Source organism: Quadrisphaera setariae (assembly GCF_008041935.1).
In the GTDB taxonomy this organism is placed as follows: Bacteria; Actinomycetota; Actinomycetes; order Actinomycetales; family Quadrisphaeraceae; genus Quadrisphaera; species Quadrisphaera setariae.
The window spans coordinates 269077-290318 of the sequence record NZ_VKAC01000003.1; the positions used below are offsets into that span (position 1 = coordinate 269077).

19 protein-coding genes and 1 tRNA gene are annotated in these 21242 nt (G+C 76.5%); 14 read left to right on the forward strand and 6 right to left on the reverse strand.

From position 1 onward, the window contains the following. Positions 1–64: 64 nt before the first annotated feature. Positions 65–137 (forward strand) — tRNA-Ala (locus FMM08_RS06550). 46 nt (positions 138–183) lie between these two features. Here the strand turns inward: FMM08_RS06550 and FMM08_RS06555 are convergent. Then, entirely contained in the window at positions 184–906 is a 723-nt protein-coding gene (locus FMM08_RS06555; protein ID WP_147925540.1) for an ABC transporter ATP-binding protein, read from the reverse strand. Further along, positions 903–2000: an FtsX-like permease family protein gene (locus tag FMM08_RS06560; RefSeq protein ID WP_147925541.1), complete on the reverse strand. Its 1098-nt coding sequence runs from the start codon at positions 1998–2000 to the stop codon at positions 903–905. Before FMM08_RS06560 ends, FMM08_RS06555 begins: the two co-directional genes overlap by 4 nt. A gap of 198 nt (positions 2001–2198) precedes the next feature. Here FMM08_RS06560 and FMM08_RS06565 point away from each other — a divergent pair, with 198 nt between their 5' ends. Both FMM08_RS06565 and FMM08_RS06570 read left to right on the forward strand, forming a co-directional pair. Next, positions 2199–3431, forward strand: a complete 1233-nt coding sequence (locus tag FMM08_RS06565) for a sensor histidine kinase (RefSeq protein WP_147925542.1) — start codon at positions 2199–2201, stop codon at positions 3429–3431. Next, positions 3428–4045 carry a response regulator transcription factor gene (locus tag FMM08_RS06570; RefSeq protein ID WP_147925543.1) on the forward strand — a complete coding sequence of 206 codons (618 nt, stop codon included), beginning with the start codon at positions 3428–3430 and terminating at the stop codon, positions 4043–4045. The genes FMM08_RS06565 and FMM08_RS06570 overlap by 4 nt, the downstream gene beginning before the upstream one ends. A 12-nt stretch (positions 4046–4057) precedes the next feature. Here FMM08_RS06570 and FMM08_RS06575 read toward each other — a convergent pair whose 3' ends face one another. Then, entirely contained in the window at positions 4058–5635 is a 1578-nt protein-coding gene (locus FMM08_RS06575; RefSeq protein WP_369431680.1) for a long-chain-fatty-acid--CoA ligase, read from the reverse strand. Positions 5636–5925: 290 nt separating this feature from the next. Between FMM08_RS06575 and mscL the strand changes: the two genes are divergently transcribed. Both mscL and FMM08_RS06585 read left to right on the forward strand, forming a co-directional pair. Further along, positions 5926–6333 carry a large conductance mechanosensitive channel protein MscL gene (gene mscL / locus FMM08_RS06580; protein WP_147925544.1) on the forward strand — a complete coding sequence of 136 codons (408 nt, stop codon included), beginning with the start codon at positions 5926–5928 and terminating at the stop codon, positions 6331–6333. Between the two features lie 47 nt (positions 6334–6380). After that, positions 6381–6824, forward strand: a complete 444-nt coding sequence (locus FMM08_RS06585) for a ChaB family protein (protein WP_147925545.1) — start codon at positions 6381–6383, stop codon at positions 6822–6824. 51 nt (positions 6825–6875) lie between these two features. Here the strand turns inward: FMM08_RS06585 and FMM08_RS23570 are convergent, their stop codons facing one another. After that, on the reverse strand, positions 6876–7001 hold the full coding sequence (locus FMM08_RS23570; RefSeq protein WP_255472122.1) for a hypothetical protein: 126 nt from the start codon (positions 6999–7001) through the stop codon (positions 6876–6878). A 56-nt stretch (positions 7002–7057) separates the two neighbouring features. Continuing rightward, complete coding sequence (locus tag FMM08_RS06590; protein ID WP_147925546.1) at positions 7058–8050, reverse strand: hypothetical protein; 993 nt, start codon at positions 8048–8050, stop codon at positions 7058–7060. Positions 8051–8259: 209 nt separating this feature from the next. On the opposite strand from FMM08_RS06590, the gene FMM08_RS06595 reads away from it, so the two are divergent. From FMM08_RS06595 to holA, 6 genes are all read left to right on the forward strand, one after another. Further along, complete coding sequence (locus tag FMM08_RS06595; protein ID WP_187279593.1) at positions 8260–9192, forward strand: GGDEF domain-containing protein; 933 nt, start codon at positions 8260–8262, stop codon at positions 9190–9192. Between the two features lie 37 nt (positions 9193–9229). Beyond that, a complete protein-coding gene (locus FMM08_RS06600) occupies positions 9230–10117 on the forward strand; it encodes a UbiA family prenyltransferase (protein ID WP_147925548.1) in 888 nt (295 codons plus the stop codon). 146 nt (positions 10118–10263) lie between these two features. After that, positions 10264–13212, forward strand: coding sequence for a leucine--tRNA ligase (locus FMM08_RS06605; RefSeq protein WP_147925549.1), 2949 nt, complete (start codon positions 10264–10266; stop codon positions 13210–13212). A 123-nt stretch (positions 13213–13335) separates the two neighbouring features. Then, entirely contained in the window at positions 13336–14235 is a 900-nt protein-coding gene (locus tag FMM08_RS06610; protein WP_222710484.1) for a ComEA family DNA-binding protein, read from the forward strand. A gap of 16 nt (positions 14236–14251) precedes the next feature. Further along, entirely contained in the window at positions 14252–15916 is a 1665-nt protein-coding gene (locus FMM08_RS06615; RefSeq protein ID WP_147925550.1) for a ComEC/Rec2 family competence protein, read from the forward strand. A gap of 32 nt (positions 15917–15948) precedes the next feature. After that, positions 15949–17016: a DNA polymerase III subunit delta gene (gene holA, locus FMM08_RS06620; protein WP_222710485.1), complete on the forward strand. Its 1068-nt coding sequence runs from the start codon at positions 15949–15951 to the stop codon at positions 17014–17016. 231 nt (positions 17017–17247) lie between these two features. Here the strand turns inward: holA and rpsT are convergent, their stop codons facing one another. After that, positions 17248–17511, reverse strand: coding sequence for a 30S ribosomal protein S20 (gene rpsT / locus FMM08_RS06625; RefSeq protein ID WP_147925551.1), 264 nt, complete (start codon positions 17509–17511; stop codon positions 17248–17250). A 264-nt stretch (positions 17512–17775) separates the two neighbouring features. Here rpsT and FMM08_RS06630 point away from each other — a divergent pair, with 264 nt between their 5' ends. From FMM08_RS06630 to FMM08_RS06640, 3 genes are read left to right on the forward strand one after another with little or no spacing between them, the layout of a single operon-like run. Next, complete coding sequence (locus FMM08_RS06630; protein ID WP_147925552.1) at positions 17776–19434, forward strand: circularly permuted type 2 ATP-grasp protein; 1659 nt, start codon at positions 17776–17778, stop codon at positions 19432–19434. Beyond that, on the forward strand, positions 19428–20384 hold the full coding sequence (locus FMM08_RS06635) for an alpha-E domain-containing protein (protein ID WP_147925553.1): 957 nt from the start codon (positions 19428–19430) through the stop codon (positions 20382–20384). The genes FMM08_RS06630 and FMM08_RS06635 overlap by 7 nt, the downstream gene beginning before the upstream one ends. After that, positions 20381–21226 (forward strand): transglutaminase family protein, encoded by an 846-nt coding sequence (locus tag FMM08_RS06640; RefSeq protein ID WP_147925554.1) that lies wholly within the window; start codon positions 20381–20383, stop codon positions 21224–21226. The genes FMM08_RS06635 and FMM08_RS06640 overlap by 4 nt, the downstream gene beginning before the upstream one ends. Positions 21227–21242 lie beyond the last annotated feature (16 nt).

A 21242-nucleotide genomic window follows, 5' to 3' on the forward strand; every position in this document is an offset into this window, starting at 1 on the left:
GCGCTACAGTTGCTCCCACGTCCTGAACGCGGGACTCCTGCGAAGGGGTTCTGGTCGGGCAGACGGGGCTGTGGCGCAGCTGGTAGCGCACCTCCATGGCATGGAGGGGGTCAGGGGTTCGAATCCCCTCAGCTCCACCGAGACGAGAGGGCGGCACCCACGGGGTGTCGCCCTCTCGGCGTCTCAGGCCTGCGCCGCTGCCCGGCGCGGCAGGGGGGCCTCGATGCGGCCGTCCCTCATCCTCACCACCCGCTCCAGGCCGGCGACGTCGTCCAGCCTGTCGAGGTCGTGGGTGACCAGCAGGGTCGCCGTCCGCCTCTCGCGCGTGAGGTGCACCAGCAGCTCCACCACCTCGGCGGCGCGCTCGGAGTCCAGGGCGCTGGTCGGCTCGTCCACGAGCAGCACCGACGGCGCGTGCACGAGGGCCCTGGCGATGGCCACCCGCTGCCGCTGCCCGCCCGAGAGCTGGTGGGGACGGCGACGACCGGAGCCGTCCAGGCCCACCTCGGCGAGCAGGGCGTCGGCGCGCTCGCGCAGCTCGCGGCGCCGCCGCCTGCGACCGCCCGCCACGACGCCCAGCTCGCCCATGACCAGCAGCTGGTCGCGCACGGTCAGCGACGGCAGGAGGTTGGCCTGCTGGAACACCACCCCGATCCGTCCGCGGCGCAGTGATGCCGCCGCGGACGGGGAGAGCCGCGCGACGTCGTGGCCGTCCAGGAGCACCCGGCCGGAGTCGGGCCGCACCAGGCCCGCGGCCACCGCGAGCAGGCTCGACTTGCCCGAGCCGCTCGGCCCCGTGAGCACCGTGACGGCGCCGTCCAGCACGTCCAGGTGCACGCGGTCGAGCGCGGTGACGCGCCCGGCCCCGTCGGGGTGGGTCAGCGTGACGTCGTCGAAGGTGATCACCGGATGCTCCCGAGGGCCGTGAGGGGGTTGGCGCTGGTGATGGCCCGCAGCGCCGCGAGGACGCCCGCGAGGCCGAGCAGGACGACGAGGGCCGACGGCGCGAGCGCCGTCAGCGGCGACAGCACGAACGGCACCGCGGTGCCGGCGGCCAGCCCGAGGGCGACGACGGCCGCGGTGCCCGCCGCCACGCCACCGACGAGCACGGCCGTGCCCTGGCCGAGCGCGTCGACCACGAGCGTGCGCGTCGAGGCGCCGAGGGCCTTGAGGACGGCGACGTCGGCGGTGCGCTGCAGCGTCCACACCGTGAAGAACGCCCCCACCACGAGTGCGCTCACCACGAGCAGCAGGCCGATGATGAGGGCCAGCGAGCCGACCTCCGAGCGGAACGCCCCGATGGCGCCGAGCGAGCCGAGCAGGGTGGTCGCCGTGGTGCCGGTGCTGGCGTCGAGCGCGGCGCGCTGGTCGCCGTCGAGGTCGCCCCGGACGACCAGGGCGCTCGCGTCGCCGGAGCCTCCCGCGGCACGGGAGAGCTGCTGCCAGTCGGAGAACGTCGTCCAGACGACGGGGGTGTGGGAGTACCAGCCGTCACCGCTGACCGCAGCCACGGTGAAGCGCTGTCCGCCCAGCTCGACCTCTCCGCCCGTGCGGGCGCCCAGCTCGTCAGCGGCGGGCTCCGACAGCACCACCGTGCCGCGGGAGCGGGGCGCCGTGGGGGTCAGCCCCGGGTCGGTGCCGAGGACGGAGACGGCGGCGCCGGTCTGGCCACTGCTGGTCTGGCGGGCCGCTCGGCTCTGGGACACCCCGAGCGGCCACGCACCGGTGACCCCCGCTGCGCTCGCCCACGCGGACTGCTGGGCGCTCGTCACGGTGGAGTCGGCGAACGTGAGCTCGCCGCTGCCGCCGCCTGCGCCGCTGGGGCGGGCGAGCACCACGGCGTCGGCGCCCAGGCCGAGCAGCGCGGAGGTGTTCTGCGCGGCCAGGCCGGCGGTGAGGCCGGTGAGCGAGCCCACCAGCAGGGTGACGAGGGCGACGACGGCGGCGAGCAGGGCGAACCTGCCGCGGGCGGCGCGCAGGTCGCGCCAGGCGACGAACACGGGAGGACCTCCAAGTGACAGCACGGACGAGCGGGGAGCGAGGGCTGGACGCAGCGCCTTCGGCCGAGGTCCACGGTGCTCGTCCCACCCCGACCGCGGCATCGCCCGCGAGGTGGCTCCGTGCTGCGCCGAGGACGGAGGTGGCCCTCCCACCTTCGACGGATGCGCCGCCGCCAGCTGCGTCGCTAGCGTGCGCCGGTGCACCGCGACGCCTCCACCCCCGACTTCCTCGGGCTGCGCGCGGCGCTGCACGTGCTCGTGGTGGCCGTCACAGCGCTCGTCGTGGTCCGGGCGGCTCCGCCGGACCGCTGGACGGTGGTGCCGCTGGCCGCGCTCCTGCTGGCCGTGTACGCGGCAGGGGGGCTGGCGGGGCGCCGGCGGACGCCGGGACGGGCGCGCGCCTGGCTGGCGGCGCTCACGGCCTCCTGGCTCGCGCTGGTGGCGGTCTCGCCGCTGGCCGGGTACCTCGTCTTCCCCCTCTACTTCCTCTACCTCCACCTCCTGCCGCGCCGGTGGGGAGCCGCAGCCGTGGTCGCCGCGACGGCGGCCGCGGCGACCGCCACGCTCCGCGGTGGCGGCCTCACCGTCGGCGGTGTGGTCGGGCCCGCCGTGGCAGCGGGCGTGGCGCTCGCGGTGGACCTCGGCTACCGCGTGCTGGCCCGGGAGGCCGCCGAGCGGGAGCGGCTGCTCGCCGAGCTCGTGGCCGCCCGCGCCGAGCTCGCCGCCAGCGAGCGCGCCGCGGGGGCGCTGGCCGAGCGCGCCCGCATCGCCCGGGACCTCCACGACACCGTGGCCCAGGGCCTGTCGAGCATCCAGCTGCTGCTCCACGTGGCCGAGCGGGCCGACCCCGGCGCCGCCGGCGTGCCGCACGTGAGGCTGGCTCGCGACACCGCCGCCGCGAGCCTCGCCGAGGCCCGCGCCCTCATCGCCGAGCTGGCGCCCCCGCCGCTGGCCGGCCAGGGGCTGCGGGCGGCGCTGCGGCGCCTGGCCGACACCCAGTGGAGCCGCCCCGGGTTCGCCGTGGACGTGGTCGGGCCCGACAGGGACGCGGACGGGGGCGCCGAGGACGGGGAGCCGCCGGTGCAGGTGGCGACCGCGCTGCTGCGCATCGCCCAGGGAGCGGTGGCCAACGCCGTCCAGCACTCCGGTGCCGCCCGCGTCGAGGTCCGCCTGCAGCGGCTGCCGGGCGCGACGCGGCTCGCGGTGGTCGACGACGGGTGCGGGTTCGACCCCGCCGCCGTGGCCGAGCGGACCGCCAGCGGCGCCGGCCACTTCGGGCTGCGCGCGGTGCGCGAGCGCGTCGAGCAGCTCGGCGGTGTCCTCGAGGTGCGCACCGGCGAGGGCCGCGGCACCGCGGTGGAGGTGGAGCTGCCCGACGCCCCGGCCGTGTCCTTGCCGCTCGCCACCACCGGGGCGGGGGTGCCGGCGTGACGCGCGTGGTGCTCGTCGACGACCACCCCGTGGTGCGCCTGGGTCTGCGGGCGCTGCTCGAGCAGGAGGGCTTCGTCGTCGTCGCCGAGGCGGGCACCTGCCAGGAGGCGGTGCGGGCAGCGGGCGACCACGCGCCCGACGTCGTCCTGATGGACCTGCAGCTGGGCGGCGGGCCCGGGGGCGCCGAGGCCACGCGGCGCATCCGCGCGCTCACCGACGCCCCGCCCGTGCTGGTGCTCACCAACTACGACACCGACGGCGACATCCTCGGCGCGGTCGAGGCCGGGGCCAGCGGCTACCTGCTCAAGGACGCCCCACCCGCTGAGCTGCTGGCGGCCGTGCGCGCCGCGGCGGCGGGGGAGAGCGCGCTGGCGCCTGCCGTCGCCACCCGCCTGCTCGCCCGGGTGCGCGAGCCGCAGGCGTCGCTGACCCCGCGGGAGGCGGAGGTGCTGGCGCTCGTGGCGCTGGGGCGCTCCAACAGCGACATCGCCGCTGAGCTGAGCATCAGCGAGCCCACGGTGAAGAGCCACCTCGTGCACGTCTTCACCAAGCTCGACGTGACCTCGCGCACCGCCGCGGTCGCGCGGGCGCGCGACCGCGGCGTGCTGCGATGAGGTCCGGGCCGGTCAGCCCTCGTACTCGGCGACCAGCTCCCGCTTGAGGACCTTTCCCGACGGGCCCTGGGGCATCGCCTCCCGCACGTGGACCACGCGCGGGTACTTGTACGCGGCGAGGTGCTTCCTCGACTCGGCGACCATGGCCCCGGGGTCGAAGGTGCGCCCGGCCTCGGAGTCCTCCACCACGACGGCGGCGTGGACCTCCTGGCCGTGCTCCTCGTCGGCCACGCCGAACACCGCCACCGACGCGACGCCGGGGTAGCGGACCAGGACCTCCTCCACCTCGCGGCAGTACACGTTGTAGCCGTTGCGGATGATCATGTCCTTGGCGCGGTCGACGATGCGGATGCGGCCCTCGTCGTCCTTCGTGGCGATGTCGCCCGTGCGCAGCCAGCCGTCCACCACGGCCGCCTCGGTGGCGTCGGGGTCGCCCAGGTAGCCCTTGAAGAGGTTGTGGCCCCGGATGACCAGCTCTCCACGCTCCCCGGCGGGCAGCACGGCGATCCGCTCGGGATGAGCAGGATCGGTGACCTCGGCCTCCACGCCCCACACGGGGAAGCCCACCGACCCGGCGACGGCCGGCTCGCCGACCCGGTTGAAGGAGGCCACCGGAGAGGTCTCGGTGAGGCCGTAGCCCTCGTGCACCGGAGCTCCGAACACCTGCTGGAACCTGTCGAGCACCGCCTCCGGCAGCGCCGCCCCGCCGGAGATGGCGTACCGCAGCGGCGGCAGCTCCCGGCCGCCCTCGCGGTGGGGGCCGGCGGCCTGCAGGAGCGCGCCGTACATGGTCGGCACGCCGATGAACACCGTGGCGCGCTCGGCGTCCATGACCCGCAGCGCCGTCGCCGGGTCGAACTTGGGCAGCAGCAGCACCGTCGCGCCGACGCGGAAGGCGGTGTTCATGACGCACACCTGCCCGAAGGTGTGGAACAGCGGCAGCCCGCCGAAGACGACGTCGCCGGTGCGCATGTCGAAGCAGTCGATGAGCACCACGTTGACGTTCTCGACGATCGCCAGGTGGCTGCCGACCGCTCCCTTGGGCCTTCCGGTGGTGCCCGAGGTGTAGAGGACGGTGGCCGGCGCCAGGGGCGGGACCGGGACGAGGCGCTCCAGCGGCTCGGCGGCGGCCGCCTCGTCCTCCAGGCGCGGGGCGGGCACCCTGTCGCGCTGCTCGTCGGGCACGAGCAGCGTCACCACGGGGATCCCGGCGGCCGCCGCGGCCGGCAGGGCCGCCGCGAGCACGGGGGCGGCGGCCACCACGAGGGTGGCGCCGGAGTCGCGCAGCACGTGCTCGACCTCGTCGGCGGTGAAGAGCAGGTGGACGGGGACGACGACGGCGCCCAGCGCGAGCAGGCCGAAGTAGACCCGCGGGAAGTCGGGCACGTTCGGCACGAGCACCGCCACGCGGTCACCCGGGCCGACGCCGCGCGCCCGGAAGGCGCCGGCGTACGCGCGGGCCTGGTCCCACAGCTGCGCGTAGGTGACGCGCTCGGCGCCGCACACCACGGCCGTGCGCTCGGCGTGGCGCACCGCGGAGGAGGCCAGCAGCGAGGCCACCGACAGCGACCCCAGCCCCGGTCCGGCCAGGGCGTCCGCGCGCGGGTCGGGCCACGCCGGGCCCTCGGAGCTCTCAGCGCTCCCGGCGCTGGTGGGCGGCGCGGTGGCGGCGGTGGTCACGGGTGTCCTCCCTCCGGCGCCGTCAGCGGCGGCGGCGCCTGGCGCCATGGTGTCCGGTCGGCCGCGACGGGTCCACCCGTACTCCTGCCGGCGGACTCCGGCGGCTGCCATGATTCCCCGCGCACGTCGTGCGCACCGGCGACCAGCACGGGCCGCGAACACCCCCGACGAGCACCGCTCGTGCACCCCGAGGAGGAGCTGTGAAGGGCTTCCGCGAGTTCATCCTGCGCGGCAACGTGGTCGACCTGGCGATCGCCGTGCTCATCGGAGCGGCGTTCGGAGCGCTGGTGAAGTCGTTCACCGACGACATGCTCACGCCGCTCCTCGGAGTGTTCGGCGGCGTCGAGGACTTCTCCTCGCTGCACTTCGCCATCAACGGCAGCGAGTTCCGCATCGGCGCCTTCATCAACGCGATCATCGCGTTCCTCATCACCGCGGCGATCCTGTACTTCTTCGTGGTCAAGCCGGTCAACGCGCTGATGGCGCGCTACCGCACGCAGCCGGAGCCGAAGGCGCCCGTGCACGAGTGCCCCGAGTGCCTGTCCAAGATCCCCGTGAAGGCCACGCGCTGCGCCTTCTGCACCGCGCAGGTCGCCCCCGCCGCCTGACGGGTGACCCGCGCTTCGACGCCCGTCCGCGCGGGTAGGGGCGTGACATGGCGATGACCACGAAGACCGGGAAGGTGCGCGAGGGCGAGCTGCCGAGCACGCTGCAGCGCTCGGACGCCAAGGCCCAGGCGACGTTCGCGAAGGCCCACGACTCCGCGGAGGAGACCTACGCCGACGAGCCGAACACCGAGGAGCGGGCGCGGCGCACGGCGTTCTCGGCGCTGAAGCACACCCACGAGAAGGTCGGCGACCACTGGGAGCCGAAGCCGGACGGCCGCAAGGGCCCCTCCGACGCGCAGGCCGAGGGCGGTGCGGGCACCGACAGGCCCACCGCGGGCGGGGTGGACGCGAACGCGACCAAGGAGCACCTGCTCGACCTGGCGCGCCGGCTCGACGTGCCGGGGCGCTCCTCCATGACCAAGGACGAGCTGGTCACCGCCCTGCGACGCGCCAACGACGCGAAGACCGCCAGGGCCCGCGAGGGCTCCTGACGGTCTTCGGGTGCTGGTGACGGCCGCGGGGCCGCCCGGCTCAGCGAGCCGTCACTGGCAGGCCTCGCAGTCCTCGCCGTTCTCGATGGAGCAGGCGGTGGCGCCGGTGAGCCAGTCGTCGTCCTCGGCGGCGGCCTGCGGCTCGGCGGGGGCGGTGGTGGCGGTGGTCTGGGTCACGGGGTCCTCCGGGGTCTTCGTGGTCGGCGAGCTGGCTGGCGCCCGCTGCACGAGGCTCAACGCCCGACGGGCGCGGGGCCATCCAGGGTAGAGGCGCGCGCCGGGCGCCGGCCGCTCAGGCACGCCACGGCTGCCAGGCCGACGGCGACACCGTCCTCCACCAGGGCCGCCTGCCAGTCCGGCACGCGCGCGGACGCCCAGCGGCGCCAGGCCAGGCCGCCCCACGCGCCCCCCGCGGCACCGGCGGCCGCCGCCACGGACGGGACGACGGCGTTGGCGCCGTCGCGGGCCGCGAGCGCGGCGGCGCCGCCCGTCGCCGAGACGAACCGGGCCGGCAGGCCCTGGGCCGACGTGCGGGCCGGCGTGCCCGGTGCCTTGTCGGCCACGAGCTCGCCCACCACCGGCAGCACCGCGAGCGCCTTGGCCCCCGCGGACGCCGATGACGTCAGCGCCGGCGCCAGCAGGCCCAGGCTGCTGCGGCTGCCGGCGGCCACCCCGAGCAGGGCCGAGCGCAGCACGAGGCCGGCCGAGGCCCTGCGCCGCTGCTGCGCCGCCGGCTCCAGGGCGCGCAGCGTGGCGTGCGCCGCCGCGCCGAAGGCGAGGTGCGGCACGGCGTCCGCCACCCACTCCTGCCGCGACCAGGTGCGCGGGTCGGAGACGCCGAGGGCGCCCATGGGCAGGTCGGCGGCCGCCATCGCCACCGCGCCGGTCACAGCGGCGCCGACGGGGGCGGAGAAGCGCAGGCCCGCGGCGCGGGCGGCGCTCACGAGCACGCCGGTCGCCAGGCCCGCTCCGGTGCCCGAGAGGGCCCCCAGCGCGGTGAGGCGGTGGCGGCGCTCCGCTCCGGAGCCGGGCACCTCCCGGCCCGCCGCGTGCACGGCCGCCTCCACCACCTCCTCAGGCGCGCTGCTGGCCGCCCGGCCGCGCCAGGCCATGTCGGCGTAGGTCACGGCGTTGAGGACCGCGGTGCCGACGGCTCCGGCGGCCAGGCCGCGGCCGAGCACGGACGTCGGGGAGCGCGGCCCGCTGGGGCGTGAGGGGGGTGCCATGCACGCCACCGTCGGTCGGCGTCCTGTGGCCGGCAAGTCGGGCGCCGGCCCAGGTGGCGCTCCGAGCGCGCCAGCGCCGCGGTGCGGGCGGTTCGGGCGTTTCGTGTGGCAGTCTCGTCCTGTGCGGAGCTGCACCGGCGCTCACCCTCCCGGGTGGTCGTCGCTGTCGCGCGCTCACCCCGGGCGCGCTCCGCGCCGAGGGGACGTGTGTGGAGGTGGCTGAGACGACGCAGCGGCGCACGAGCACGCGGGCGACCGCGGGACTCGTGGTGGGCACGTGGGGAGGTTCGGCGGCTGCCGCCGGGACCGCCCTCGGCCTGTGCGCTGCCACCGGGTCCCCGTGGCCGGCGGCTGTGCTGCCCGTGCTGGGTGGCGCCCTCGCCGTCGCCCCCCTGAGCGGCCTCGCCACGGCCGCAGCGGCCGCGCCGCTGGCCGGCGCCACCGTGGTGGTGGCCCTCGCCGCCATCGGGAGCGGCGACCTCGAGGCCGCCGCGGGCCTGGGCGCCGCGCTGGTGGTCGGTGCGCTGGTCGCCGTCGTCGTCCTCCTGGTCCGCCGCCGCACCGCCTCCCAGCTGGAGGCAGCGCTGCAGCTGGCCGACGCCGTGTCCGTGGTGGACGAGTCCACCGGCTGCTACAACGCCAACGGCCTCGACCTGCTGGCCCGCCACGTGCTGGGCGCCGCGCGCCGCTCCAGCGGGGCGATGCACGCCTCGCTGGTCCAGCTCGGAGACCTCGAGCCCGTGCGGGAGCTGGGCGGCCCCGAGGCCGTCGCGGAGGTGGTCGGCGGGGTCGCGGACGCGCTGCGCTCCAGCACCCGCGGCGCCGACGTGGTCGGTCGCTGGGCGGACGACCTCTTCGTGGTGCTCGGCCCGGGCACCGGAACGACCCCCGCGGAGCTCGAGCGCCGCCTGCGCGTGCGCCTGCTCGGCAGCCCCGACGCCCCGCTGGTCCGCTGGGCGTGCTCGCTGACGGTGGGCTCCGGCCTCCTCGAGCCGTGGGACTCCGGGGGCCTGGCCGAGCTGGTCGGCCGCGCCGAGCAGGACCTCGCCCTGCGCCGCGCGCTGCGCGCCCCCAGCGCCGTCGAGCCCGTGCGCTCGCGGCCCTCGCGCCGTTCCGAGGACCAGCCCGGCTCCATCGGCTGACGCGCGCGTCCGCAGCGGCGCCGCCTAGCCTCACCGGGTGGGACGCGGCGCGCAGCAGGGGCCGGTCCGTGCGGCCGCCGTCGTCGTCGACCTGGCCCGCGCCTGCCATCCCGCGCCGACCGTGGCGGTCACCTCCTTCGCCGCCGCCCTGGCCGCTGCCGCGGCGGCACCGGGGCAGCGCGTGCGCACCGCGCGGCGGGTGGCGGTCGCCATCGGGCTGGGGCACCTGGCGATCGGCTGGACGAACGACGCCCTCGACGCCCCGCTCGACGCCGCCGCGGGCCGCACGGAGAAGCCCGTGGCGGCTGGACGGCTGTCGCGCGGTGGTGTGGCGGTGGGAGCCGTGCTCGCCGCCGCGGCCGCCGTGCCCGCCTCGCTGGCCCTGGCAGGCGGCTCGGGCCCTGGTCGCCCAGGGGCCGGGCGCCTGCACCTGGTGGGCTTGGCCGGTGCGCTCGGCTACGACCTCGGCCTCAAGGGCACCGCCGCCAGCCCGCTGCCGTACCTGCTCTTCTTCGGGTCCCTCCCCGCCGTGGCCACCGGCGCCGCCGGCCGGCCCGCGCCACGGCTCCTGTGCACCGCCGCGGGGCTGCTCGGGCTGGCCGCCCACCTGGCCAACACCGTCCCGGACGCCGACGCCGACGCCGCCACGGGCGTGCGCGGGCTCCCGCAGCGCCTCGGGCCCCGGGCCAGCCGCGTCGGGGCGGCCCTCGGGGTGGCCGCTGCCGACGTCGTCCTGCTCACCGGCCGGCGACGCGAGCTCGGCGCAGCGGCCACCGCCCTCCTGGTGGCCGCAGGTGCCGCCGGAGCCGTCGGTGCCGCGGCCGACGGCCGCACCGGCTTCCGCGCCGTCATGGGGGCTGCCGCGCTCAGCGTGGCGGGTGTGCTGGCCGACACCGCCGGTGGTCGAGGCGCCCTGCTGCGCTGAGGGCGCCCGCGGACCGCTGTCCGCAGGAGCCGGAAACCGTCTGGCCGGCGCTACTACCCTGGTCGTGAGAGCGAGACTTCCGACGCGAGCGATCGCCGGAGCAGTGATGCCGGGCAAGCGAACCCCGGAGAAGGAGCCCCCACCGCATGAGCACCACGGACCAGCCCGCCCCCGCGACGGGCGCCGCCGGCGACGCGCCTCCCCAGCGGTACACCGCCGCGCTCGCGGCGCAGCTGGAGCTCGCGTGGCAGCAGCGCTGGGCCGACGAGGGCACCTTCGAGGCGCCCAACCCCAGCGGACCGTGGGGCGACGCCGAGGCCGTGGCCGGCCGCGAGCCGCTGTTCGTCATGGACATGTTCCCGTACCCCTCGGGCGCGGGGCTGCACGTCGGGCACCCGCTGGGCTACATCGCCACCGACGTCTGGGCCCGCTACCAGCGCATGAGCGGTCGCAACGTGCTGCACACGCTGGGCTACGACGCGTTCGGGCTGCCCGCTGAGCAGTACGCCGTGCAGACCGGCCAGCACCCGCGGGTGACCACCGAGGCGAACATCGCGAACATGCGCCGCCAGCTGCGCCGGCTGGGCCTCGCGCACGACGCTCGCCGCTCGATCTCCACCATCGACCCCGACTACTACCGCTGGACCCAGTGGATCTTCCGGGAGGTCTTCGAGAGCTGGTACGACCCGGAGCACGTCCGCCCCGACGGCGGCCGCGGCGCGGCCCGTCCCATCGCTGAGCTGCGCGAGGCGTACGAGTCCGGCCGCCGCCAGCCCGAGGACGGCTCGACCTGGGCCGACCTCGACGAGGTCGCCCGCCGCCGCCTGGTGGACGACCACCGCCTGGCGTACATCTCCGAGGCCCCGGTGAACTGGTGCCCGGGCCTGGGCACGGTGCTGGCCAACGAGGAGGTCACCGCCGACGGCCGCAGCGAGCGCGGCAACTTCCCCGTGGTGAAGCGCCCGCTGCGCCAGTGGATGATGCGGATCACCGCCTACGCCGACCGCCTCGTGGACGACCTGGACCGCCTCGACTGGCCCGAGGCCGTCAAGTCCATGCAGCGGCACTGGATCGGGCGCTCCACAGGCGCCCAGGTCCGCTTCTCCCTGGCCGGTGACGGCGTCGAGGGCGGCCAGCTGGAGGTCTTCACCACCCGTCCGGACACCCTGTTCGGGGTCACCTTCATGGTGGTCGCCCCTGAGCACAGCTCGCTGGACGACCTGCCCGCCGCCTGGCCGGACGGTACCCCGGCGTCCTGGACCGGCGGTGCCGCCACCCCCGCCGAGGCCGTGGCCGCCTACCGGACGCAGGCCGCCGCCCGCACCGAGGCCGAGCGCACCGACGAGGGCCGCACCAAGACCGGCGTCTTCACCGGACTGCACGCGGTCAACCCCGTCACCGGCACCGCCGTGCCCGTCTTCACGGCCGACTACGTGCTGGCCGGCTACGGCACCGGAGCGATCATGGCCGTGCCGGGCCAGGACGAGCGCGACTTCGCCTTCGCCGAGCGCTTCGAGCTGCCCGTCGTCCGCACGGTCCAGCCGCCGGAGGGCTTCGAGGGCGGCGCCTACACGGGCGCCGGTCCGGCGATCAACTCCTCCAACGACGACGTCGACCTGGACGGCCTGGAGGTCGCCGAGGCCAAGGAGCGCATCACCGCGCACCTGCAGCGCACCGGCGCGGGCCGCCCCGTCACCACGTACCGCCTGCGCGACTGGCTGTTCAGCCGCCAGCGCTACTGGGGCGAGCCCTTCCCGGTGGTCTACGACGAGCACGGCCTGCCCGTCGCCGTCCCGGCCGACCAGCTGCCGGTGCTGCTGCCGGACGTGCCCGACTACTCCCCGCGCACCTTCGAGCCCGACGACGTCACCAGCGAGCCCTCCCCGCCGCTGTCGCGCGTGCCGGAGTGGGTGAACGTCACCCTCGACCTGGGCGACGGGCCCAAGCAGTACCGCCGCGAGACCAACACCATGCCCAACTGGGCGGGCTCGTGCTGGTACGAGCTGCGGTACCTGGACCCGGAGAACTCCGAGAAGCTGGTCGACCCCGAGGTCGAGGCGTACTGGATGGGCCCGCGCGCTGACCGGGCGGTCCGCGCCGCCGGTGGCAGCAGGACCGAGGCCTCTGCTGACACTGGAGGTGTCGACCTGTACGTCGGCGGCGTCGAGCACGCCGTGCTGCACCTGCTGTACGCCCGCTTCTGGCACAAGGTGCTGTTCGACCTGGGCCACGTCTCTTCCGAGGAGCCGTTCCGCCGCCTGTTCAACCAGGGCTACATCCAGGCCGACGCCTTCACCGACGTCCGCGGCACCTACGTCCCGGCCGCCGAGGTGGAGGAGACCACCTCCGCCACAGGGGCGCGCGAGTTCACCTGGAACGGGGAGCCCGTCACCCGCGAGTACGGGAAGATGGGCAAGTCCCTCAAGAACGTCGTCACGCCCGACGACATGTACGAGGCCTACGGCGCCGACACGTTCCGCGTGTACGAGATGTCGATGGGGCCCCTGGACGACTCCCGGCCGTGGGAGACCCGCGCGGTGGTCGGCTCGCAGCGCTTCCTGCAGCGGCTGTGGCGCAACGTCGTCGACGAGGCGACCGGTGAGCTGGTCGTCGTGGACACCCCCGCGGACCCCGCCACGCGCGCTCTGGTGCACCGCACCGCCGCGGGCGTGGCCGCCGACTACGAGGGGCTGCGGTTCAACACCGCGGTCTCCAAGCTGATCGAGCTGAACAACGAGCTCACCAAGCTGAGCTCGGTGCCGCGTGAGGCCGCGGAGGCGGTGGTGCTCATGGTGGCGCCGCTGGCGCCGCACATCGCCGAGGAGCTGTGGTCGCGGCTGGGCCACGAGGGTTCGCTGACCTTCGAGGGCTTCCCCCAGGCCGACCCGGCGCTGCTGGTGCAGCAGACGGTGACGTGCGTGGTGCAGGTGCAGGGCAAGGTCCGCGACCGCCTCGAGGTGCCGGCCGACATCACCGAGGACGCGCTGCGCGAGCAGGCGCTGGCGTCCCCGGCGCTGCAGCGGGCGCTGGACGGGCGCGGGGTGCGCACGGTGATCGTGCGCGCTCCGAAGCTCGTCAACGTGGTCCCCGCCTGACCTGTCGCTGACGGGGCCCGTCGTCCGCCCACAGGGCGGGCGGCGGGCCCCTCCCACGGGGCTCCGTCCACAGGCGCTCGTCGCTGCGGTCCGGGGAGCGGCGCCGCGGGCCAGCCTGGTGGGGTGCTGGACGGGGCGCCCGGCTCGGGCTGGCAGGAGGACGACGACGCCGACGACGGCGTCCCCGCCGTCCCCGCGGTCAGGGACCGGGCGGCGCTGCGGGCGGGGTCCCGCCGGGACGCCCGCGAGGCGGAGCAGGCCTGGCGGCCCTCGCTGGCGGAGCGGCTGGGGGAGGCGCGGTGGTCGCTGCCGACCTCGGCGGCGGTCGGAGCCCTGGTCGTCGTCGCCGCGGTCGTGGTGCTGCTGGTGCTGTCCGCCGCTGCCTCGGGCGGGGCGTCGGTGCCCACGCCGACGCCGGGCGTGGCCGTGCCGGTGCGCACGCCTGCGCCGCTGTCGTCGTCGTCCTCCGCGCACCCCGCGGGTCCACCGGGCACGCAGCCCGGCGCCTCGGCTCCCGGGGCGGGAGGGGGGACGGGGGAGGTCGTGGTCGACGTGGTCGGCCAGGTGGAGAGGCCCGGGCTGGTCCGCCTGCCGGCCGGCTCGCGCGTCGACGACGCGGTCCGCGCCGCCGGCGGGGCGCGTCCGGGGGCCGACCTGCGGCGGGTGAACCTGGCCCGGGTGCTCGTGGACGGCGAGCAGCTCGTGGTGCCGGCGCCGGGAGAGCAGCTGCCCAGCGCCCAGCCGGCTCCTGCTGGGACGCGGCCCACCTCGGTCTCAGGCATCTCCGCCGCCGGGGGCAGCGCTGCCGGAACTGCAGCGGGGGCTGCCGCCGGCCCCGTGGACCTCAACAGCGCCACCCTCGCCGAGCTCGACGCCCTGCCCGGCTTCGGGCCGGTGCTGGCCCAGCGGATCCTCGACTGGCGGAGCGAGCACGGACGCTTCACGTCCGTGGAAGAGCTCGGCGAGGTGCCCGGATTCGGCCCAGCCGCTCTGGCGCGGCTCACCCCGCTGCTCGTCGTGTGATGCCGGGGGAGCCGGAGTGAGCAGGCACCCGGCGCTGCGCCTGCTGCTGCCCGCCGCCCACGACCCGGCGCAGGGCGCGCACGGGACGGCAGGCGCCCGCCCGCTGGACGCTCGCCTCCTGCCCGCCGCCGCCGCGGCCTGGGGGTGGGCGGCGCTCGCCCTCGTCGTCCCCGCGGCGGTGCTCGCGGTGGTGGCGCTGGTCGGCATCGCGATGGCCGCCGGGTGCGCGGTGCGCCGCCGCGCCGGCGGGGCGGCCCTGGCGGCGGTGGTGGTCGCGGCGGTCGCGGTGTCGGTGGGCGCGGGTCGGCTGGAGCGCTCCGCCGGCCTCCTGCAGCCTCTCGCCGTCGAGCAGGCCACCGCGGTCGTGGAGGGCGTCGCCGCCTCCGACGCCGTCCGCACCAGGCCCGACCCGGCGCGCTCCTGGGCGACCGCGAGTCCTCGCTGGGTGGTGCGGCTCGACGCTCGCACGGTCAGCGGCCGCGGGAGCACGTCAGCGGCGCACGCCGAGGTGCTCGTGGTCGGGGGAGCGGGCTGGGACGGCGTCCGACGCGGCGACCGGGTGCGCGCCGTGGGGCGCCTCCAGCCGACGGGCCGCGCCGACCCGGCCGCCGCCGTCCTCCTCGCGGTCCGCGCGCCGCAGCTGCGGCCGGCCACCGGGCTGCTCGCGGCCACCGGCCAGCGGCTGCGCGAGGGGCTGGTAGCCGTGTGTGCGCCGCTGCCCGCGGACGCGCGGGGGCTGCTGCCCGGCCTGGTGGTCGGGGACACCACCGCCGTCCCCGAAGACCTCGACGCGGCGATGCGGGCCACCGGGCTGACGCACCTCACGTCCGTCTCCGGGGGGAACACCGCGCTCGTGGCGGGGGCGGTGCTCGTGGTCGCCACCGCCGCCGGCGCCCGCCGCCGCCCCCGGCTGCTCCTGGCGGGTGCGGCCCTGGTGGCGTACGCCGCGCTCGCGGGAGGTGAGCCCAGCGTGCTCCGTGCGGCGGCGATGGGGCTGGCCGCGGTGCTCGGGAGCCTGCTCTCCCGGGGCGGAGGCGGCCTGCCCGCGCTGTGCCTCGCCGTCGTCGTCCTGCTGGTCGCAGATCCCTGGCTCAGCCGGCAGGCCGGGTTCGCGCTGTCCGTGCTGGCCACAGGGGCCCTGCTGCTGCTCGCGCCGGTGTGGGCGGCGGCGCTGGCACGTCCCCTGCTGCGGGGGCGGGTGCCGGGGCGGCGCGCGACCCCGGTCCGCGACGCGCTGGTCACGGGAGCGTCGGCTGCCGTGGCGGTGCCGCTCGCGGCGCAGCTGGTGTGCGCCCCGGTGGTGCTGCTGCTCGCACCCGGGGTGCCGCTGCTGGCGGTGCCCGCCAACGCGCTGGCCGGGCCCGCCGTCGCGCCCGCCACGCTGCTGGGGCTCCTCGCAGCCCTCCTGGAGCCGCTGGGACCCGTGGGGCGCTGGGCGGCGGCCCTGTGCGCGCACGGAGGGGGCCTGGCTGCGCAGTGGGTGGCCGTGGTGGCGCGCACGGGCGCCTCCTCTCCGGTGGCTCTGCTCCCGTGGCCGCAGGGGCCCGGTCCAGCCGTGCTGCTGGCACTCGTGTCCGTGGTGCTCGTGCTGGCCGTGCGCCTCCTCGCCCGGTGGGTCTGGCCGGTGCGGGCGGGGCGTCCGCCGGAGCGGCGGCCAGGCCGGCGCGGGTGGCGCTCGTGATCAGCGTCAGACGCCCGTGGCAGGGTGGGTCCGTGCCCGCAGCCCGCTCCGCCACCCGCAGCCGCTCCACCGGGGCTCGCGGTCAGGGCGTCGCCCAGGGCGTCCCGTGGCACCAGGCCGAGCCCGGCCCCGTGGTGCTGGTCACCGGCCCCGAGCAGCTGCTCGCCGACCGCGCCGTGGAGCGCGTGCGGAACGCCTGCCGCGACCGCTCGCCGGACCTCGAGGTCGTCACCGTGGAGGCGGCCGCCTACCGCTCCGGGGAGCTCTCGCAGTGGACCAGCCCGTCGCTCTTCGAAGAGGCGCGGCTGGTGGTGGTGGCGGGCCTCGAGGGCGCGTCAGACGCGCTCGTGACCGACGTGGGGGCCGCTCTGGGGACCCTCCCCGACGACGTCGTCCTGCTGCTCCGCCACGCTGGAGGTGCCCGTGCCGGTGCGCTGCTGAAGGCGGCCCGTGAGGTGCCGGGGGCCGTGCTCGTCGAGTGCCCGGCCGTGAAGACCTCCGCTGAGCAGCGCGCCTTCGCGCAGACCGAGCTGCGCTCGCACGGCCGGGCCATCGACGACGACGCCCTGGACGCCCTCCTCCTGGCCGTCGGGTCGGACCTGCGCTCGCTGGCGGCAGCGTGCTCGCAGCTGGCGGCGGACGTGCCCCGCGGGGCCGGGCAGGGCGGCCGCGCCGCTCGGCTCACCGCCGACGACGTCGACCGCTACTACGGCGGCCGCGCCGAGGTCACCGGCTTCAAGGTGGCCGACGCGGCGGTGGCGGGTCAGCGCGCCGAGGCGCTGCGGCTGCTGCGCCAGGCCCTCGAGTCCGGGCTCGACCCGGTGCCCCTGGTCGCCGCGCTGGCGCTGAAGCTGCGGGGCATGGCGAAGGTCGCCTCTGCCGGCCGCGGATCGCCGGACGTCCTCGCGAAGGGCCTGGGGATGGCGCCCTGGCAGGTGCGCACCACGCGCGACGCTCTGCGCGGGTGGACCCCCGACGGCATCGCCGCCAGCATCACCGCGCTGGCCGAGGCCGACGAGGCGGTCAAGGGCGGCGGGCGAGACCCCCGCTACGCGGTGGAGAAGGCGGTCATCGCCATCACCGCCGCCCGCGCCGGCTGACGCGGCGCGCGGACGCGTGGTCTCCCACCGGGGGAGGCCAGCGAGCCCCGGGCCAGGTGTGGAGGCTGGGTGCCGCTTCCGGCGCTGCACCCGGCACTGAGGCTCCCCGCTGGCGCTCAGGCTCCCCGCCGGTGTGGCGCGCACGCGCTCGACCCGTGGCGGGGACGACGAAGGGCGGGGACGGACTCGCGTCCGTCCCCGCCCTTCGAGGAGAGCTGTGGTGCCCCTGCCTCAGGAGGCGCTGGACACCGTCTTCGCCAGGGCCGACTTGCGGTTGGCGGCCTGGTTGGAGTGGATGACGCCCTTGGAGGCGGCCTTGTCGAGCTTGCGCCCGGCCACCTGCAGCGCGGCGGTGGCCTTCTCGGCGTCACCAGCGGCGACGGCCTCGCGGACGTGGCGAACGGCGGTGCGCAGCTCGGACTTCACGGCTTTGTTGCGCAGGCGGGCAGCCTCGTTGGTGCGGATGCGCTTGATCTGGGACTTGATGTTGGCCACGGGCCGGTCTCTCCGTCGCGTCTGGGGTCTTTGAACTGTGCTGGTGGCGGGCGGTGGCAGCTGGTGCCCCGACCGCCGAAGCCCTCGTGCGGCCCCGTCGCAGGTGGGCGGAGCGCGCGCAGCCACCCAGGTTACCAGCGCCGGGAAGCACCCCGCGACGCGCTCGTCGACCCGTCACCCGGGGCGCCAGGACGCGCCCGAGACTCGCCAGCGACTTGGCGGTCAGCGTGCCCACGGAGCCTCCGCATCGATACGGTCGCGACCATGGACGTGGGGTCGTCGGCCAGCAGCGCTGGCGGTGGTGTGGACGAGCTCTCCGGGGGCCTCTTCGACGGGTACGGCGAGGCCTCGGCGGCGAGCGGCGCGTGGGACGAGATGTTCACCGCGGACGGGTCGGTGCGCGAGGCGAGCGCGCCCGTGCACGCGGCGCTGGCGAGCACGGCGGTGCGCGACCTGCGGGGCCGCGCCGACGCGCTGGCCACCTCCTACACCGACAAGGGCATCACCTTCGCCGTGGGCGGGGAGGAGCGGCCGTTCCCGCTCGACGTCGTCCCCCGGGTGGTCAGCGCCCAGGAGTGGGCCGTGGTGGAGGCCGGCGTGGCGCAGCGGGTCCGCGCGCTCGAGGCCTTCCTCGCCGACGCCTACGGTCCGATGCGCGCCGTGGAGGACGGCGTGGTCCCCCGGGGGGTCATCACGTCCTCCTCGCACTTCCACCGCGTGGTGGCCGGCATCGAGCCGCCCAACGGCGTGCGCGTGCACGTGGCCGGGGTCGACCTCATCCGCGACGCCGACGGCGTCTTCCGGGTGCTGGAGGACAACGTCCGCGTGCCCTCCGGCGTCAGCTACGTGCTCACCAACCGCTCGGCCATGGCCGGTGCGATGCCCGAGGCGTTCAGCGACCAGCGGATCCGCCCCGTCGCGGCCTACCCCCGCCGGCTGCTGGCCGCCCTGCGCGCGGCGGCGCCGGTGGGCATCGAGGACCCGACCGTCGTGGTCCTGACCCCCGGCGTCTACAACAGCGCCTACTTCGAGCACGCGCTGCTCGCCCGCAGCATGGGCATCGAGCTGGTGGAGGGCCGCGACCTCGTCTGCCGAGGCGGCCGGCTGCACATGAGGACCACGGCCGGCCTGCGGCCCGTGCACGTGGTCTACCGGCGCGTGGACGACGAGTACCTCGACCCGGTGCACTTCCGCTCCGACTCGATGCTCGGCTGCCCGGGCCTGCTCAACGCCGCCCGCGCGGGCAACGTGACGATCGCCAACGGCATCGGCAACGGCGTCGCCGACGACAAGCTGCTCTACACCTACGTGCCCGACCTGGTCCGCTACTACCTGGACGAGGAGCCGGTGCTCCCCAACGTGCCCACCTGGCGGCTGGAGGAGCGCGAGGCCCGCGAGGAGGTCTTCGACAGGCTCGCCGAGCTGGTGGTCAAGCCCGTCGACGGCTCCGGGGGCAAGGGCATCGTCATCGGTCCCGCGGCGAGCCCGGCGCAGCTGGAGCAGCTGCGGGCGCGCGTCAGCGCCGACCCGCGCGGCTGGATCGCACAGCCGGTGGTGCGCCTGTCCACCGTGCCGACCCTGGTGGGGGACCGCGTGGCCCCCCGTCACGTGGACCTGCGCCCGTTCGCCGTCAACGACGGCTCGCGGGTGTGGGTGCTGCCCGGTGGTCTGACGCGCGTGGCGCTGCCCGAGGGGGAGCTGGTGGTCAACTCCTCCCAGGGCGGCGGCAGCAAGGACACCTGGGTGCTCGCCGACGACAGGCCCGACGAGGCAGCGCCGTCGCGCACCCGCTCGGCCGCCGCACCGACGCTGCCGGGTGCACCTCCGGACCGCGGGCCCGGCGTCGCCGGGACCGCGGACGTCAGGGACCAGCAGCAGCAGCAGCAGCAGGCAGCGCAGACAGGGGAGGGGCAGCCGTGCTGAGCCGCATCGCCGAGGCGCTGTTCTGGATCGGGCGCTACGTGGAGCGTGCGGAGGACACCGCCCGCCTGCTCGACGTGCAGCTGCAGCTGCTCGTGGAGGACCCGTGGCTGGACGAGGGCACCGCCTGCGCCAACCTCCTGGCGGTCATGGGCGCGCCCCTGGAGCCCGGCCAGGTCGGTGAGGACGGCGCCGCGGCGGTCGCCGACCGCCGCACCGTGCTCGACCGGCTCGGCTACGACCCGTTCTCGAGCGCGTCGATCGTGGCCTCCATCGGCGGCGCCCGCGAGAACGCCCGCCGGGCCCGCGAGACGGTCTCCACCGAGATGTGGGAGGTGCTCAACACCGCCTACAACGCCGTCCCGTCGGGGCGCTGGCGCGCGGTGAGCCCCCACACGTTCTTCGCGTGGGTGCGCGACCGCACGTCCACCGTCACGGGCATCGCCGACTCCACGATGAGCCGCGACGACGGCTGGCTGTTCCTCGTGCTGGGTCGCAGCATCGAGCGCGCCGACATGACGGCCCGCCTCATCACCTCCACCGCGAGCCTGGGCGGGCCGGCGAGCCGCTGGCCGTCGCTGCTGCGGGCCTGCGGCGCGCACGAGACGTTCCTGCGCACCTACCGCGGCCTGGAGGACGAGACCGAGGCCGCGGAGTTCCTCCTGCTCGACAGGCTCTTCCCGCGCTCGATCGTCCACGCGCTGGCGCAGGCGGAGAAGTGCCTGGCGGACCTGGAGTCGAGCGGGCAGCGGGCCGGCGTCTTCGACGAGGCCCAGCGGCGCCTGGGACGGGCACGGGCGGAGCTGGAGTACCGCCCGCTGACCGACGTCCTGGCGCACCTGCCCGACGAGATGGAGCGCGTGCAGCGCACCTGCTCGGCCGCCTCCGACGCGGTGGCCCGTCGGTACTTCTCCAGCGCCGAGGCGCTGACCTGGGTGGGAGGCACCGCATGAGCGCGCGGCTGCGCATCGCGCACCACACCGGATACCGGTACGGCACGCCGGTCACCAGCTCCTACAACGAGGTGCGGGTGGCCCCCATGACCACGCCGGAGCAGACGGCGCTGCGCACGCGCCTGGAGGTCCGCCCCGCGCCGTGGCAGCACGTCTACCACGACTACTGGGGCTCCCAGGTGACCGTGTTCGAGGTGCACGAGCCGCACTCGGAGCTGGCCGTCACCGCCACCTCCACCGTGGAGGTGGACCGGCCCGGCACCCCCGCCCCCGGCGGTGGCTGGGACGTCCTGCGCGACCCGCGCGCCGCCGACGAGATGGTCGAGCTGCTCGCCACCTCCCGCGCGACCGCCCCGCCGGAGGAGCTCGCCGACCGCGTCCGGTCGCTGGCCGCCTCCGGCGCCAGCCCCGACGACCTCGCCGCTGAGGTGTGCTCCCTGCTGCACCGCGAGGTCCGCTACGTGGCCGGCGCCACCGGGGTGCACTCGCACGCGGCCGACGCCTGGGGCGAGCGCGCCGGGGTCTGCCAGGACATGGCGCACCTCGCCCTCGGCGCACTGCGCACCGCGGGCATCCCCGCGCGCTACGTCTCCGGCTACCTGCACCCCGACCCGTCGGCGCCCGTGGGCACCACGGTGACGGGGGAGTCCCACGCCTGGGTGGAGTGGTGGACCGGGGAGTGGTTCGGCTGGGACCCCACCAACGACGTCCCCCCGGGGGACCGGCACGTCATCGTGGCCCGCGGCCGCGAGTACTCCGACGTGCCGCCGCTCAAGGGCGTCTACGCGGGCAGCGCGCCCTCGGAGATGGTCGTCAAGGTGGACATCACCCGCCTGGCCTGAGCCGACCCCGCGGCCC